Here is a 15,440-nt window from a genome sequence, read left to right as displayed (position 1 = left end):
CGCCATGCCTACCACGACCAGCGGCTTCTTCCTGCAATGCGCCTCCCACGGCACGCTCGAGCTCGTCTTGCCCGCCGCCGATACGCCGTTCGGCGTCGAGCACCACCGCCGCGAGGAGGGCTCCGGGCCATGGCGTCACGTGGCGACGTTCGCCAGCGGCCTCGGGCCGGTCGACGCGGTGTCGCTCATCCAGAGCAACTTCGGCGATCCAGGCCACCTCGAGGCGGTGGTGCGCGCCGGGGATCGGCTGGCCGAGTTCTGGTGCGCGCCCTCGAGCGAACCGTCGTGGAGCGAGCCGCGCTTCTTCGCGGAGGGGGCGGCCGGCGACCCCGCCCTGATCCAGGGCGGCTTCGGGGGTAAAGGCAACTTCGAGCTCGTGGTGCCTCACGCGAGCGGCGGGATCGCGCACTACCACCGCGACAACGACACCGCGGAGCTCGGCTGGCGCGGCCCGGTGATCTTCGGCGAGGGGCTCGGTCGATTCGAGGCGGTCGCGATGATCCAGCGTGTGGCCGGCGCGCCGCACGGACCGCATGCGCGCGGCGACGGCGATCTCGAGGTCGTCGCGCGCATCGGCGATCGCCTGGTGATGTTCTGGCGCTCTCCCGGGGCCGGGGCTGCATGGCATGGCCCGGAGGAGGTGGTCTCCGGGGTCCGCGGGACACCGGCGCTCGTCCGGAGCACGATCGGCGGACCTGGAACGCTCGAGCTGTTCTCGCCGCTCGCGCGCGTGGGGCTCGCGCGGTGGAGCCGCGACGACGGCGCCCACGGGGCGCGCTTCCGCGGTCCGACCGTGTTCGCCACCGATCTCGGCCGGTGCGAGGCGGTATCGGTGATCGAGAGCTGGCCGCTCGGGCGAATCGAGCTCGCCGTACGCGCCGAAGGGCGGATCGTCCACGCGGCGCGCGACGGCGCGGTCTGGTCGCAGCGCGCGATCGTCGGCGACGCGTCTCCTTCGCCCGCGGACATCCCCTCTCCGGGGACGCTCCCTCCGCCTGCCACCACGACGAATCGCCCGCCTGCTGCGACGACCTCTCGTCCGCCTGCCGCCACGACCTCTCGCCCACCCGCCAGCACGACCTCTCGCCCGCCTGCAGCGACGACCTCTCGCCCACCCGCCGCCACGACCTCTCGCCCGCCCCCCTCCACGAGCTCGCCTCCGCCTGCGCCGCTCCCCACCGGCGCTTCGCCGCGGCTGCGCGCCGGACCGCACCGGGCGGGGTTCCGGCGCATCGGCGCGCTCTCGCTGTCGGCGGACGCCTGCTACCCGGACACGTGGCCGTTCCAGGGCGCGATCTACCGATGCCCCGTGCGGAGCGCCGCGCTGCTCTACTACCCCGCGTCCGCGGATGGCGAGGAGGCGCCGCTCTCGCCAGGAGGCCCGTTCCCGGTCATCGCGATCGCCCACGAGCGGCGCCTCGCCACGAGCGCCGCCACCGCCGGGTCGCCCGCGGGTCTTGCCCAGGACTACCGCCAGCTCGCCGGCGTGATGGCGCACCTCGCGCGCTGGGGCTTCGTCGTCGTCGCGCCCGATCTCTCGTGGCTCACGCCCGACGACGCGCCGCTGCGCCGCGCCTCGGTGCTCCGGGACGCGCTCACGCACCTCCGGGCCGGCTCCCGGGGCCCGCTCCTGGCTGACTTCGCTCGGGTGGGCCTGCTCGGCCACGGGCTCGGCGCGCAGGCGGCGCTCGCGCTCGCGCTCGACGCCGCTTGCCCGTTCGATGTCCGCGCCCTCGCGCTCCTCGCGCCGGCGGGCGCCCCCGAGCGCGCGCTGGCCATCGACGCGCTCGCGCCTCGGCCGGTGCTCGTCGTCCGCGGCACCGCGGACCCCATCGCCGCCGCGCTCCCGGCGGCGCTCTACGACCGCGCGCGCGCTCCGAAGCACCTCGTGACCCTGCCGGGCGCGAACCACTTCGGCTACACGACGTCGCTCGGCCTCGCCGAGCCGCTCGATGGCCACGCCGGGCTCTCGCGGCGCGAGCAGCAGGCGATCGCGATGGGCTACCTCGCCGCGTTCTTCAATGGCTACCTCCGGGACGGACACAGCGACCTCGACGCGCTCTCGGGCAAGGCGTCGCTCGAGGGGCTCGAGGCAAGGGAGATCCCGGTCAGCGCCGAGGTGCCTGACGGAGCAGCTGGCTCCTAGGGCTGGCCGCGCGGCGTGCCGCCGGCACAGCGGCCGCTGACCGATCGCAGCGCGCTCGACGCTCTGGTTGCGGCGGACATCCGCGCGCGCAGCACGGCGAATCCCTGCCAAGGGAACGCCGCTGGCGGGGCCGCGGCCGGGCGCCCGATCGACGCGATGCTACTTTCAGTCGCGTGTACCAGCTCGGCGGCCTCGTCGTCACGCTCGTCAACGGCCTCCTCGGCCTGATCCTCTGGCGGCGGCTCCGCGCGGCGTTCCCTCGACATGGAGCGATGATCAGCGGGCTCTGCGCTGCCGGGCTGCTGCTGGCCGCGCTCCCGGCGCTGCTCATGGCCGCGGCGAGCTTCTCGGGGCTGCGCGCGCTCCAGCGCCACGCGCCGGAGCCGCTGGCGCTGATCGCCATGGGCGCGCAGGTGGGCCTGCTCCTTTACGGGTTGCTGCTCGGGCTCGTTACACTGGCGTGCGCGGCCGTCCGGGCGCTCCGCCGGCTCCAGCCGCCCCGAAACGCCGGGCCTGCGGCCGATGCCCGGCCTGCGACGAACGCGCAGAGCAGCGCCGGCGCTCAGGCCGATCCAGCCGCTCAGGACATCCGCGTGCCTGCGGACGTCGAGGCCCAGCCGGAAGCCGTCGACGAGCGCCGCCGCCGCCTCGTCATCGGCGCGACATGGGCGCTGCCCGCGGCGGCGGTCGCGGTGTCGATGGGCGGCGTGCTCGCGTCGCGACAGCGTCCGGTCGTGGTGAGGCTTGCGCTACCGGTGCGCCGCGAGCTGACGAGCCTGCACGGCATCACCATCGCGCAGCTCAGCGACGTGCACGTCGGCAGCTTCATGGACGCAGAGCGGCTCGACGAGCTCCGCGACGCCATGAACGCGATCCGCGCGGACATCCACGTCGTCACCGGCGATCTGCTCGATCACCACATCTCGCAGCTCGAGCTGTCCGCGCGGCTGCTCCGGGGCCTGCGCCCCGCCCGAGGGCAGCTCTTCTTCTGCATGGGCAACCATGAGTACATCGCCGCCCGGTCGGCCAGTGTGGGGACGATCGTGAAGGGCCTCGAGGAAGTGGGCGCCCAGGTGCTCGTCGACGAGGCGCGGGAGGTCCGCATTGGCGGCGATCACCTGTGGATGGGCGCCATCGACTACCCGAGCCACGCGCGCCCGGGAGAGCCCGCCCGGCGCCCGACGCTCAACGGGCTGGATCGAGCGCTCGGTCAGATGCGCGACGACGGCGCGCCGCGCGTCCTCCTCAGCCACCACCCGGGCACGTTCCGAACCGCGCGCGAGCTGCCGTTCGATCTGATGCTGTCCGGTCACACGCACGGCGGGCAGATCTCGCTCGGCCGGATCGGCGATTACGCGCTCACGCCGATGTTGCCCGCCGGGCTCTACCACAATGGGCACTACGAGCACCGCGGCCGTCGCCTCCACGTCAACGCCGGCGCCGGGGGCTGGCTGCCGGTCCGCATCAACTGCCCGCCAGAGATCACGCTCGTCGAGCTCGTGCCCGCCTGACGCCGCAGCCTCGTGGACGCGCTCACCCGCCCTCGGCTACAGCGTCACCTCGAACGGCGCGCGCGCGAGCTCCTCGCCCGTCTCCGACCGCACGACTGCCGTCCACTCCCCCGCCTTCCGCGCACCGCGCGTGAACGCCCACGTCCGCCACCGCGGCGACGGCCCGACCCCGAGCGTCACATTCCCGACCGGCTCCCCGCCGCCCGGCGGGACGAACGCCACCGTCACCTCGCCCTCCACGTCGCTCCGGTTCTCGACCTCCAGGTACGCATAGAGCCGCGGGGTCTCCGGCGCATGGAACGTCGTCCCCGGCGCCACCGGCTCGCGGTCCTTCACCCCCTCCGCGATCACCAGCCGCTTCACCTTCAGCCCCGCCGCCCCCCTCCCCTTCTCCTTGGCCTCACGGCTCCCCTTGCCCCCCTTGTCCGCAACGACGTTCGCGTCCGGCGCGGGCGCCGTCACCGTCGCTGCCGGCAGGCCTGCGGGCGCCGCCGCCGTGGCGGCTGCAGGCTCGGGGCACTGCGTCGCCGCGGGGCTCGCGGCAGCGGCCGGCGCCGGAGGCCGCGCGTCGTGACGCTCGCCGCAGCCGGCAAGCGAGACCGTGCAAAGCGCCAGAAACGTCATCCGTCGAGCCATCTTCATTGCCATCGAAGCACTCCTCCGCGATCCGGGGCGTCCCGGCCTCGCCACCGGATATGGCAAGGCGTGGACCGCTTCTGGCTCATTGAAATCACTGAAGATTTTGGCTGACCTGTGGTCGCTCGACCGCGCCCCGTGTGTCCATCAAGACGGCCGCCCCGCAGCGCCGTGATCAACCCGAGCCCCCGGCCCTCTCGATTCGACGCGCGGACGAGGTACCGACCGCGAGCATTCGCTCACGTCGAGAGATTCACCCGCCCGGCTTCCCTCCAGAAGCGGGGTCAATCCCGTCCGCCCGCATCCGCTCGGCGCTCGCCGGCCCGGCCACGGTGCCGGCGGGGTGCACATACCACCCGGCCGGGTCCGCCTTGTCCGGATCGTCGCGGACCTTGAGGACGGTGAACATTCCCCCCATATCGATGTACGAGAACGGCCCGGCTGCGCCGCGCATCGGCAGGCTGTTCGCGGGGATCGGCATGGGCATCTCGCCCATGCCGCCCATCCCCGTGGTCCCCATCGTCATGTAGCCGGGCATCACGCGGCTCATCCGCCGATCGAGCGCGCGGGTCTCGACGCCGACCATGTTCGGCAGGCCATGGCCCATCTGCATCATCGTGTGATGGGTCATGTGGCAGTGCACCGCCCAGTCGCCCGGCTCCTCGGGGACGAACTCGATGACCCGCGTGCTGCCGACCGGGACCAGGACCGTCGTCTCCGGGTACTGGGCCGACTCGGGGACAAACCCGCCGTCCGTCGCCGTGACCTGGAACGACAGGCCGTGAAGGTGGATCGGGTGATGATCCATCGGGCCGAGGTTCCCGAGGCGCACGCGCACGCGCTCGCCGCGGCCGACGAGGAGCGGCGCCGTCGCGGGGAACGCCTTGCCATTGAACGTGAGGACGTTGAAGTCGCTCATCGCGTTCGGGTCAGGCCGGCGCGCGCCCGCGTTGATCTTCCACTCGTGCGTCATCAGCACGAAATCCCGGTCCACGCGCGGCCCCCTGGGCCTCCTCGGGTGCACGACGAACATCCCCACCGCGCCCAGCGCGATCTGGGTCATCTCGTCGAAATGCGAGTGGTACATGTACGTCCCCGGATACCGCACGACGAACTCGTAAACATACGTCTCGCCGGGCGCGATGGGGCGCTGGGTGAGCCCGGCGACTCCATCCATGCCGTTCGGCAACACGAGGCCGTGCCAGTGGACCGTGGTGGCCTCCGGCAGGGAGTTCGTCACGTAGATGCGCAGGCGATCGCCCTCGACCGCCTCGATGGTCGGGCCGGGCGTGCTCCCGTTGTAGCCCCACACCTCGCTCTTCAGGCCGGGGGCGATCTCGTGCTCGAGCGGGCCCGCGACGAGGTGGCCGACCTTCACGCCGTCCACCACGCGCAGCGGGAGCGTGCTGCCGTTCGGCGTCACCACGGCGGGCTGCCCCCCGGGCGCCGCTGTCCGGCGAGCCGGCGGCGTCGCGGGCGGCGCGGCGCCCGCGGCGGGCGGCGCGCCAGGGCGCTGCTGCGCATGAGCGAGCCCTTGCGTGAGGATGGCGGCGCCCGCGGCCAGACCGCCCGCGTGGATGAAAGCACGTCGGTCCATGTCAATGCCCTCCTTCGCCGGTGGCCGAGGCCCTCGGCATCGCTGCGGGAGCTCCGGCCCCCGCGGCCTCGACGCGGCGCCCTGCCAGGAGCGCGTCGAACGCAGCCTTCGCCGTCCAGTGCTCGCGCAGCGCCTCGACCGCCGCGAGCTCGGCGTCGAGCTGCTCTCGGCGCGCCGAGAGCAGCTGGAAGACGCCGACCTGCATCGCGTTGTACTGGAGCAACGTCTGCTCCAGGACCCGCTTGCGCGCCGGGAGGATCACGCGCGCGTAGTGCCGCGCCCGCGCGTGCGCGAACGAGAGCCGATTGCGCGCCTCGCGGGCCGCCGAGCGGACGTCGACCGCGCGGCCGTGGTAGCGCTCCAGCAGCCCGTCGAACTCGGCCGCCTGCGCCGCCTCGGCGCCCTGCCGCCGATCGAAGATCGGGAGCGAGACGCGGACCCCGGCGCCGACGACCCACGGGTGCTCGTGCGCGTCGCCGCTCGCGCCGAGCTCCCGCTCGCCGTGCACGGAGGCCGCCACGTCCGGCACCCAGCCCTCGGCGCGCAAGGCCCCGGCGCGTCCCGCCGCCGCCTCGAGCCGGCTGCGCAGCTCCGCGAGCTCGAGGCTCGCCCGCAAGGCCAGGGACTCCGCGCCCGGCGGCGTCGCGAGCGCGTCGGGCGCCGCAGGGACCGCGCCGGCGATCGTCCAGGAGGTCGCCGCGCCGGAGAGGCCGAGCAGCCGGGTGAGCCGCTCGCGCTGCGAGAGGAGCTCCAGCTCCATCTGCGCGGCCGTGACGCGGGCCTCCTCGTAACCCGCCTCCTGCGTCGCCACGTCGAGCTCCGGGACGTTGCCCGCCTCGAAGAGCGCGCGGGCGGCGTCGCGGGCCGCGGCGAACGCGTCGAGCGCGCGGTTCGCGATGCCGAGGCGCTGCTCCGCCGCCTGCACGGCGTAGAACGCGGCGCGCACCTGGTAGCCGAGATCGACGACCGCGCCCGCGGCGCGGTAGCGCTCGGCCTCGTGCTCCGAGCGCGCCGCCCTCGCGTGGAGCGGCGAAAGGAGCGCCGACGTCAGGTCGATCTCGACCGCGAGCTCGAGGTGCGCGTGCTCGACCCCCTCCTGCTGCGGCGTCACCCCGATCGCGATCTCCGGGTTCGGGAGCTTGCCCGCCTGCTCGAGGTTGCCGCGCGCGACGCCGACCTCCTTCAGCACGGCGCGCAGCTCGCGGTTGTTGAGCAGCGCGATCCGCACCGCGGCGTCCGCGGTGAGCGGCTGCCGCGGCGCCTGGCCGAGGGCGCGCGCGCCGTCGGCCGGCGCCAGATCGACCTCCTCCGACGCCGCGCTCTGCGGGAGCTCGAGGCGGGAGAGCTCGCGGATCCGCGCCATGTCAGCGGTCGACGACGGGGCGGCGCAGCCGGCCGCGGCCGCCGAGGAGAGCGCGAGGCCCGCCACGAGCGGCAGGAGGCGCGAGGCGAGCGCGCGCGAGCGCCGGCGTTCAGTGCGCATGGACAGGCTCCTCGGGCCTGGCAGCCGCCGGGCTGCCCTCCGGCGGCGTCGCCGGCGCCGGGCTGTGATGGTGGTGGTGGTGGTGATGGTGAGGGTCGGCGCCGGCGCCCGCGGCCCCCGCCGGCTCGAGCCCGACCCAGCCCGCGGCGGGCTCGCCGGGCAGCGGAGGCTCCTCCGAGAGGGCGGCGCCGATCCGCGGCGAGGGAGCTTCCGCGGCCTGCGGCGAGGCAGCAGAGGACGCGGGGAAGCTCGCGGGAAGGCTGCGCGGCGCGCAGCCGGCGAGCGCAGCGACGAGCATCAGCAGGGCGTAAGGACCGGCGAGGTGAGGTGATTTCATGGAAGCCGCTCCAGCGTGGCGAGTGCGATCACGTGCGGGGCCCGAGGACGACCGCGCCCCGCAGCGGCTTCATGCCGCATTTGAGCTCGAGCGCTCCAGAGCTCAGCGCAGGAAGTTGGATCGCCAACAGCGTCGTCCCAGGTTGCATGCATGGCCGACGCGCGCGGTCCGGCGGTATTACACGTCGCCGCCCCTGGCCGCGCGCGGTCAGGCGTGGATGTACACGAGCGTCCCGCCCTTGTCGTTGAACGCGGCGTGCCAGCCCTCGGGGACGGGGGGATCGGTCCACGCGAACAGCCACGCCGCGTCGGCGGGCGCGAGGTTCACGCAGCCGCTGCTCCGCACCTTGCCGAACGCGTCGTGCCAGTAGACGCCGTGCAGCGCATAGCTGTTGTGGAAGTACTGGACATAGGGCACGTCCCGCAGGTCGACGGACGACTCGCTGAGCTCGTCGCCGTCCATCGTCGCCGTGACGTGCTTCTCGCGGATGAAGAACGTCCCCTGCACGGTGGCGCTGGTTGTCGCGGGATCGCCGAGCTCGCCCCTGCCCGTCGAGACGAGGGTCGCGAAGACGGGGCGCTCGCCCTCGTAGGCGACGAGCGTCTGGAGCTCGATCGAGATGTCGATCCACTTCCTTCCGCGCGCCGCGTGCCCCCAGAAGTCGCGGCCCAGCCGCGCGACCCGCAGCGCGGACGCGGGGATCCACACGCCCGCGTCGGTCTCCGCATAGGCGCCGCCGGCGGCCGTCTTGCCGGTGAGCACCCAGCCGGAGCGGTGCGCCGCCCAGCCGTCCGGCCTGAGCTCGCCCGAGGCGTCCGGCTTCAGCGTGCGCACCCCGTGGTGCATGACGAACGCGGGGGTCCCCTCGCTCTTCACCTCCACGCCGCGCATCGCCGTGGGGGCGACGGCGGAGGTGCGATCGATCGGGATGAGGTCGAGCTCGGTCGTCAGGCCGAAGCGCCGCCCGGTCCACTCGAAGGTGGAGATCAGGCCGAAGGCCGAGTCGGCACGCGCGCGCCCGCGGTGCGCCGGAAAGCGGACCTTCTCGGCAGCGCCGATCGGCTTGGGCAGGTCACGGCGGCTCGCGAAGAAGGGCGTGAGCGGCTCCGGCTCGCCCAGGAGCGCCTCGTCGCGGCGGGACCACGCAGGGGTGCCCTGGGCGCGCGAGCGCCCCTCGACGCGCCGCTGCTCGGCCTCGCTGGGCAGGTGGACATAGAGGTGCGGCGGCGGCTTCCGCGACACGACGTACCGGTACGGATACGGCTCGCCCCGGCGCGGGCCGGCCGGCGTTGCGGCGACGATCTCGTGGTCCAGGTCGAGCGAGGCGCCCTTGCCGACGCACACGAAGCCGCGGGGATGGATGGCGTACCACCCGCCGGCGCACCCCGCGTCGCCCGACGGCGCCGCGGCGCGCTCGACGAGCGCGCCGGCCCGCAGGTAACCGAGCTTGCGCGCGCCGCGTTCGGGCGCGGCGTACACGAACGTGCGCATCGCGATGCTCGCGAGCTTGTCGCCGCGCCCGGGCCGCAGCGCCTCCCTGGACGCCGCGGGCTCAGCCTCGACGGCCGCGCCGCCGTCCAGCGGCTCCACGACGCCCGCGGCGGCGAGCGCCAGCTCCGGAGCCACCGGCTGCGCGGCGGCCGAGCGCCCCGGCGGCTCCTCGCCCGGACCGCAGGCCGCCACGAGCGCCGACGCAGCGAGCGCCGACGCGCGCCGCAGCCGATCCAGACCACCGCGACGGCACGCGCGCGCCTCCGGGAAAGAGCAAGCCATGACGAGCAACGGGCCTCGTCTAGCTCAGAGGCCGCCCGCCGACCAGACCGCCCGCGCGGCGCCCACCCGCCGAGCAGCCACTGCAGTTCAACGCGCGCGGCCCCCGCCTCGCGTCGCCGAGCGGCGCTCACCCGCACAGGAGACGGGTCCAGATCGGCGTTTTCGGCGCGGAAGCGCACTCCAGTGCGCTGAGCACCGAAAACGCCGAGATGGGCCCGTATCCGCCGCGGGTGAGCGCCGCTCAAGTTCACCAGCGCGGGTCGCCGTCGATCAGCCAATCGAGCGCTCTTCGGGTCTCCTCGGCGACCGGCCCGTCGTACCGGTGGCCGGCCTCCTTGCTGCGCGCCACGCGAACGAGCACCCCCGCCTTGTCGAGGCGCGCGGCGGCCGCGGCGGCGGCGGCGCTGCACCCGGATTGCGCGCAGACGAAGAGGACCCGCTGCCCACCGCCGTCCGCGAACGCCTTGGCCGTCGCCGGGGTCCACTTGTCGTGTCCGCCCTCGACCAGCACGAGGCGCGGGAAGAGCGCCGCCCGGCGCGCGGCGATCGCAGAGCCCATGATCGCGCCCAGCGAGAAGCCTGTGTAGAGCACCGCGCCGGGATCCACGTGCTCTGGAAAGCGCGCTCGCAGCGCTGCGAGCCCCGCGTCGATCTCCTGCTCCAGGCGGGCGTTGCTCTCGTACGTGAAGCGGACGTCGCTCGCCGACGGCGAATCGGGCCGCGCGACGCCCCTCGGACACAGGACGAAGACGCCGTCTCCCACGATGTCGCGCCACACCTGGCACTGCCACTCGGGCCGATCGTAGTTGCCGTGCGACGCGATGAGCACAGGACGCCGCGCGGTGGCGCCGATCGGCACCGACACCACAGCGCTCGGAAACCCCTCGACAGGGAGCTCCACGAACGGCGCGTCCGCGCGGAGCGGCGCAGCCCCCGCAGCAGCAGCCGCCGCGTCCCCGGCCGCGGCAGCCGGCGCCCCGCCGCCATCCGCGGCCTGCGCTGCCTCTTCCCGCGCCGGGGCGGGCGCGACGCTGGGCGGCGCGGGCACCGGACCGGCGGAGCGGCCTGGGCGGTCGCAGCCGAGCGCCGCCGCCGCAAGGAGCGGAAGCGACACGAGCGAGAGGGAGAGGAACGCGAAAGGGAACGCCATCCGACCCAGAGGATGACGCTTTCCTACGGGAGCGCCTCCGCGAGCTTGTCCGCGAGCGGAGCGCCCCAGCCGGTCGGATAGTCCCAGCCGGGCCCCGCGCTGAACCCCTCGGGGGTCTTGCCCTCGGTGATGTCGCGGAACGCGGCCTGCACGCCCGCATCGGTGTAAAGCGCCCGGTTCAGCCACCCGGCGACGGGCTTGCCCTGCGCGATCCGGTGGCTGTTCACCGACGCCATCAGCCCGGCGAACACCGGCGCGGCGAACGACGTGCCGCTGCGCCGCTCCCACTCGCCCAGGAAGTAGAGCCAGTACGGGGAGTCCGACGACGCGCTCAGCGCGACATCGGAGACCGCGCGCGTGCCCTGCGCGTCCTTCACGACGCTCGCCTGCCACCACGGCGTATCGAAGGCGCGCGATCGGCCCGAGCCGGAGCCGCTCCACGCCACCTCGCGCGCGACCTCGCCGCCGTCGCCGAGCTCGAGCACCGTCCCGCCGACGCACGTCACATACGGGCTCGACGACGGCACGTCGGGCCTGCTCGAGTCGCCGCTCGCGACGACGATCGTCATCCCGAGCGCCGCGCCCATGCGTGCCGCCTCGTTGTATTGCTCCCGGATGATCTGCCCCTCCGTCTCCTCGCGGTGCGCGAACGACGTCGAGAGCACCGACACCTCGCCGGCGGCGATCGCCTCGTTCCACGCATAGAGGATGGAGTGGGTGCGCGCGTCCGGCCCCTGGTACGCGATGAGCTCCGCCTCGGGCGCCATCACGCCTGACCACTGCATGTCCAGCGTGGTCTCGACATAACGCGTGGAGATCGGATCCGCGGTGACCACTTCCTCGGGGTTATCGCGCGAGACGCCGAACGTTCGCCAGAACGACTGGAGATCCCGGGTCTTGTACGTCGCCCCGACCACGACGCCGAGCTTCACGCCCTGCCCGCTGTGGCCGCCGGTGTGGAGCGCTTCGACCCCATAGGCTCCCGCGATCTGCGCGGGCGTGTACCCCTGCTCCTGCTCCGGCGGAGGGTCCGTCTCGATCGAGCCCCCCTCGGCCGGGAGCGGCTCGGTGTCCGCGGGGATCTCGACCGAGACGACGCCCGACGCGAGGTCGATGATCCGCTGCGGCGGCCTGAGCGGATCGAGCGCGCCGTACGTGCGGAGCGGCTTGCCGCCGGCCGCGGGGTTCTCGCGCTCGAAGTCGCGGAGCTCCGTGTCAAACGCGGTGTTGAACTGCTCGACCGTGCCCGCGAACTCGAGCATGAGCCGGTTCTTGGACCGCCGCCGGATCTCCATCTTCTGCTGGACGAGCCAGTCTTCGACGGCCGCGACGTCGCTCTCGGATGGGGCGTGGCGCTCCATCCAGGTCTCGACCGACATGTACTTCCGGAACGTGTCCGGCTTCCCAGGATCGTACATGTCCTCGATCGCGCTCTCGAGCCCGGCGACATCCCGGGTCGGGAACCCCATCAGCGCGCGGAAGCGGTCCTCCTCCGGCGCCGCGCCGAAGTCGAAGTAGATCCCCCCGGCCGGCCGGGGAAGGCCGCTCGGGAGCACGGGCCCGTCTTCTCCGCACGCCGTGCCCCCGAGGGCGAGCAGCGCGACGCACCAAACCGAGAGCGAACGCATCAACAATGCCCTGCGAGCGAGGGGGAAGGAGTCCGTCAGGCGAGGCTCAGCACCACACGTGCTCGATGAGGTAGCAGGTGAAGGTCCCCGGCAACCAGGTCTCGGGGTGCCCGCCGGTCGTGTTGTCGGTACATATCTCGCAGTAGGCGTGGATGCAGTCGGGGTCGGTGCTCTGCGGCTTCACCCCAGGGTCCGACACTGGCTTCTCGGAGTAGAAGAACCCGTCGACCTTCAGCTGGTCGAGCTCGCTCTCCGACAGCTTCCCGAAGGCGGCCTCGTCCGAGGAGATGCTGAACCGCTGGTCCGACGCCTCCATCAGGGCGGGCGCCGGGTAGTCGCCGTAGTCCGCCGCCTCGATGGCGGCCATCTGCTCCGAGAGCAAGATCTCCTTGCCGTTGCCGGTGGAGAGCTTGATGCGCGCGTAGTCGATGGCCCCCCCCGAGTAGTCGAGGGCGTAGACCGTGTCTCGGCTCATGTCGAGGTTCAGGAACTCGCTCGTCTCGAGGGCCTTCGAGACATCCGCCTGGGTGATCCGCTCATGCGCCACCGCGTCATCGACGGGAGCCTCCTCCGACGCGCTGCATCCGGCAAAACCGGCCGCTGCGATGACGCCGAGCGCAACACTGAGAGCGAGCGATTTGGAAGAACGGATGGTCTGTCGAATCATGATGGCGTTCCTTTCTTATGGGCTCACTGATGGCGCTCGCCTGGCCTCGCGCGGGCCAGCGGGAGCTCCCCCATGTCGGTCCTGCGTCGGTCCTGCAAACGATCGCTTGCTTGTCGGACCCCACGACTCCGGCGAGTCGAATGAGGGGAAGATGAATTCATTTCAACGGTGCCGCAGGCCCCCCATACCTGGCAAGTAATTTCCCGGCGCGAAAGACAATTCCATCGTTCTTTCTACCGCACAGTGGTCGGGACGGTGCGCTGTGCGGGGACTCGCTTACCCCGAGCAGCGGACGGGCCATGACCAGACTCAGGGGTTGCCATAGGAGCCGGCCGCGGACATACCGGAGCCTACATGGTGGACGTGGCCAGACCGCCGCTCGGTTCAACTGCTGTGGCCGCCGAGGCTGCCATCGTGGTCCTCGACGGCCCGCTCGGGACCGAGCTCGCCGCGCGCGGGGTCGAGACGCCGGCGCCGCTCTGGAGCGCCGCGGCCCTGCTCGATGCGCGAGGCCGCGACGTGGTCCGCGCGATCCATCGGGATTACGCGCGCGCGGGCGCGACGGTGCACACGGCGAACACATTCCGCACCAAGCGGAGGCAGGCGGGCGCCGCCTGGGCCGAGCTGACGGCGCGCGCGGTCTCGCTCGCGCGCGAGGCCGTGCGCGGCGAGGGCCCGCGGCACCGGGTCGCCGGCAGCATCGCGCCGCTCGAGGATTGCTACCGGCCCGACCTGAGCCCTGCCGACGCGCGGAAGGAGCACCGCGAGCTCGCGCAGGCGCTCGCGAGGTCGGGCGTCGACCTGCTCCTCTGCGAGACGTTCCCCCACGCCGGCGAGGCGCTCGTCGCGCTGGAGGAGGCGGTCGCCACGGGCGTCGAAGCATGGGTGTCGTTCACGGCGGGTCCGGGGTCGGACCTGCTCTCGCCCGAGGACATCGGGCTCGCCGCGCGGGAGGCGGCCGCCCGAGGCGCGAAGGCCGTGCTCGTCAACTGCACCCCTGCGACTCGCACGCTCGCGCACATCGAGCGGCTCGCGGCGTGCGGCGTCCCGTTCGGGGCCTACGCGAACGCGGGCACGGAGGCCGAGGGGCTCGGCTGGGGCGTTGGCGTCGACCAGCGCGGCTCGGCGGCCGCGCGGTATGCGGAGCTCGCGCGCCGCTGGCTCGAGGCGGGCGCCACGATCGTGGGCGGGTGCTGCGGGACGGGGCCCGGGCACATCGCGGCGCTGCGCGCGCTCGTCGATGGGGCGAGGCCCGCGCGCGGACCGACGGGATCGCCGCGCTGAGGCCATGCGCCCAATCGCCGGTTGCTCCCCACGGGGCGACGTGCCACCGATTGTCCGACGAGCCGGGCGACGCCAGCGCGAAGCGGCGCGGCGCCCGGCAGACACGATCCATCGCCTGAGACAGCACGCCGTCGCGATCGGCGACGACCCACGGAGACGGAGCGCAAGATGATCGATCTCTATTACTGGCCCACCCCGAACGGCTGGAAGATCAGCATAATGCTCGAGGAGACGGGCCTCCCGTACAAGCTCATCCCGGTCAACATCGGGCGGGGCGAGCAGTTCAAGCCGGACTTCCTCGCGATCAGCCCCAACAACCGGATGCCCGCCATCGTCGATCACGATCCTCCGGGCGGCGGGGCGCCGATCTCCGTGTTCGAGTCGGGCGCGATCCTGCTCTACCTCGCGGAGAAGACGGGCCAGTTCATCCCCTCGGACGTCCGCGGCCGTTACGAGGTGACCCAGTGGCTCATGTGGCAGATGGGCGGCCTCGGTCCCATGAGCGGCCAGGCGGGCCATTTCAATCACTATGCGCCGGAGAAGATCCCCTATGCGATCGAGCGCTATACCAAAGAGGTACGCCGGCTCTATGGTGTGATGGACAAGCGGCTCGCGGACCGGCCTTTCCTGGCGGGCGAGTACTCGATCGCCGACATGGCGAGCTATCCCTGGGCGATGCCGCACGAGCGGTACGGGGTGTCGGCCGACGAGCTCCCGAACTTCAAGCGGTGGCTCGATGCGGTGCGCGCGAGGCCCGCCGTCGAGCGCGGGATCGCGGTCGGAAATGAGCTGCGGAACCCGAGCCAGCCGATGGACGACGAGGCGAAGAAGTGGCTGTTCGGGAAGAAGCCCGAGGCATGAGCCGCCCGTCCCGCGTGCGGGGCCGCGCCCCCCGCGGCCGCGCGGTGGTGCGCCCTGGGCGCGCGGCGCCTCACTGACGGGCTGCGACCGGGGCGGACAAACCAAGCTCCAACGAACCGTCCAGCGCGCCAGCGCTGCACGCGCGACGCACCACAGAGCGTCCTGAGCAGGGCGGGGCCACCAGCGCAGCGCGCCCTGCCGTCAGGGCTTCACTGAGCGCGCCGGGCCGCTGGTGCGCCCCGGCTGGACCCGACACGCCCTTTCGCCGGAGAAAAGGGGAACGAGCGCTCCTCGACGATCCGCTCAACCCGGATCGCGCGAGCTCCGCTGCCGGGCGCTGATCGCGCGAGCGCGCTGCGCTCACGCA

At 73.1% G+C, this 15,440-nt stretch carries 12 protein-coding genes; 4 read left to right on the top strand and 8 right to left on the bottom strand.

Annotation, left to right across the window (positions count from 1 at the left end):
* Positions 1 to 4: 4 nt before the first annotated feature.
* Entirely contained in the window at positions 5 to 2,146 is a 2,142-nt protein-coding gene (locus WME79_RS02600; RefSeq protein WP_437531451.1) for an alpha/beta hydrolase, read from the top strand.
* A gap of 173 nt (positions 2,147 to 2,319) precedes the next feature.
* Positions 2,320 to 3,657 carry a metallophosphoesterase gene (locus tag WME79_RS02595; RefSeq protein WP_437531450.1) on the top strand — a complete coding sequence of 446 codons (1,338 nt, stop codon included), beginning with the start codon at positions 2,320 to 2,322 and terminating at the stop codon, positions 3,655 to 3,657.
* A gap of 36 nt (positions 3,658 to 3,693) precedes the next feature.
* On the opposite strand, the gene WME79_RS02590 is transcribed toward WME79_RS02595, so the two are convergent.
* The 8 genes from WME79_RS02590 to WME79_RS02555 all read right to left on the bottom strand — a co-directional run bounded on the left by WME79_RS02590 (position 3,694) and on the right by WME79_RS02555 (position 12,928).
* On the bottom strand, positions 3,694 to 4,305 hold the full coding sequence (locus tag WME79_RS02590; RefSeq protein ID WP_437531448.1) for a DUF2914 domain-containing protein: 612 nt from the start codon (positions 4,303 to 4,305) through the stop codon (positions 3,694 to 3,696).
* Positions 4,306 to 4,546: 241 nt separating this feature from the next.
* Positions 4,547 to 5,890 carry a multicopper oxidase family protein gene (locus WME79_RS02585; RefSeq protein WP_437531446.1) on the bottom strand — a complete coding sequence of 448 codons (1,344 nt, stop codon included), beginning with the start codon at positions 5,888 to 5,890 and terminating at the stop codon, positions 4,547 to 4,549.
* 1 nt (position 5,891) lies between these two features.
* A complete protein-coding gene (locus tag WME79_RS02580) occupies positions 5,892 to 7,373 on the bottom strand; it encodes a TolC family protein (protein WP_437531444.1) in 1,482 nt (493 codons plus the stop codon).
* Complete coding sequence (locus WME79_RS02575) at positions 7,363 to 7,710, bottom strand: hypothetical protein (RefSeq protein WP_437531443.1); 348 nt, start codon at positions 7,708 to 7,710, stop codon at positions 7,363 to 7,365. Before WME79_RS02575 ends, WME79_RS02580 begins: the two co-directional genes overlap by 11 nt.
* Positions 7,711 to 7,917: 207 nt before the next feature.
* The gene (locus WME79_RS02570) at positions 7,918 to 9,483 is read right to left on the bottom strand and encodes a L,D-transpeptidase family protein (protein ID WP_437531442.1); all 1,566 of its coding nucleotides are present in this window, start codon (positions 9,481 to 9,483) and stop codon (positions 7,918 to 7,920) included.
* A gap of 247 nt (positions 9,484 to 9,730) precedes the next feature.
* A complete protein-coding gene (locus WME79_RS02565; RefSeq protein ID WP_437531440.1) occupies positions 9,731 to 10,633 on the bottom strand; it encodes a hypothetical protein in 903 nt (300 codons plus the stop codon).
* A 23-nt stretch (positions 10,634 to 10,656) separates the two neighbouring features.
* Positions 10,657 to 12,261 carry a S53 family peptidase gene (locus WME79_RS02560; RefSeq protein WP_437531438.1) on the bottom strand — a complete coding sequence of 535 codons (1,605 nt, stop codon included), beginning with the start codon at positions 12,259 to 12,261 and terminating at the stop codon, positions 10,657 to 10,659.
* Positions 12,262 to 12,307: 46 nt separating this feature from the next.
* Positions 12,308 to 12,928 carry a hypothetical protein gene (locus WME79_RS02555; RefSeq protein WP_437531436.1) on the bottom strand — a complete coding sequence of 207 codons (621 nt, stop codon included), beginning with the start codon at positions 12,926 to 12,928 and terminating at the stop codon, positions 12,308 to 12,310.
* Positions 12,929 to 13,282: 354 nt separating this feature from the next.
* Between WME79_RS02555 and WME79_RS02550 the strand changes: the two genes are divergently transcribed.
* Together WME79_RS02550 and WME79_RS02545 are read left to right on the top strand one after the other, a co-directional pair.
* On the top strand, positions 13,283 to 14,212 hold the full coding sequence (locus WME79_RS02550) for a homocysteine S-methyltransferase family protein (RefSeq protein ID WP_437531434.1): 930 nt from the start codon (positions 13,283 to 13,285) through the stop codon (positions 14,210 to 14,212).
* 168 nt (positions 14,213 to 14,380) lie between these two features.
* On the top strand, positions 14,381 to 15,073 hold the full coding sequence (locus WME79_RS02545; RefSeq protein ID WP_437531432.1) for a glutathione S-transferase N-terminal domain-containing protein: 693 nt from the start codon (positions 14,381 to 14,383) through the stop codon (positions 15,071 to 15,073).
* The last annotated feature ends 367 nt before the right edge of the window (positions 15,074 to 15,440 follow it).

Origin of the sequence: Sorangium sp. So ce726, from assembly GCF_051521405.1 — a bacterium.
Lineage (GTDB): Bacteria > Myxococcota_A > Polyangia > Polyangiales > Polyangiaceae > Sorangium.
Note: the sequence above shows the minus strand (reverse complement) of the source record. Positions and strands in the feature narration are given on the sequence as shown.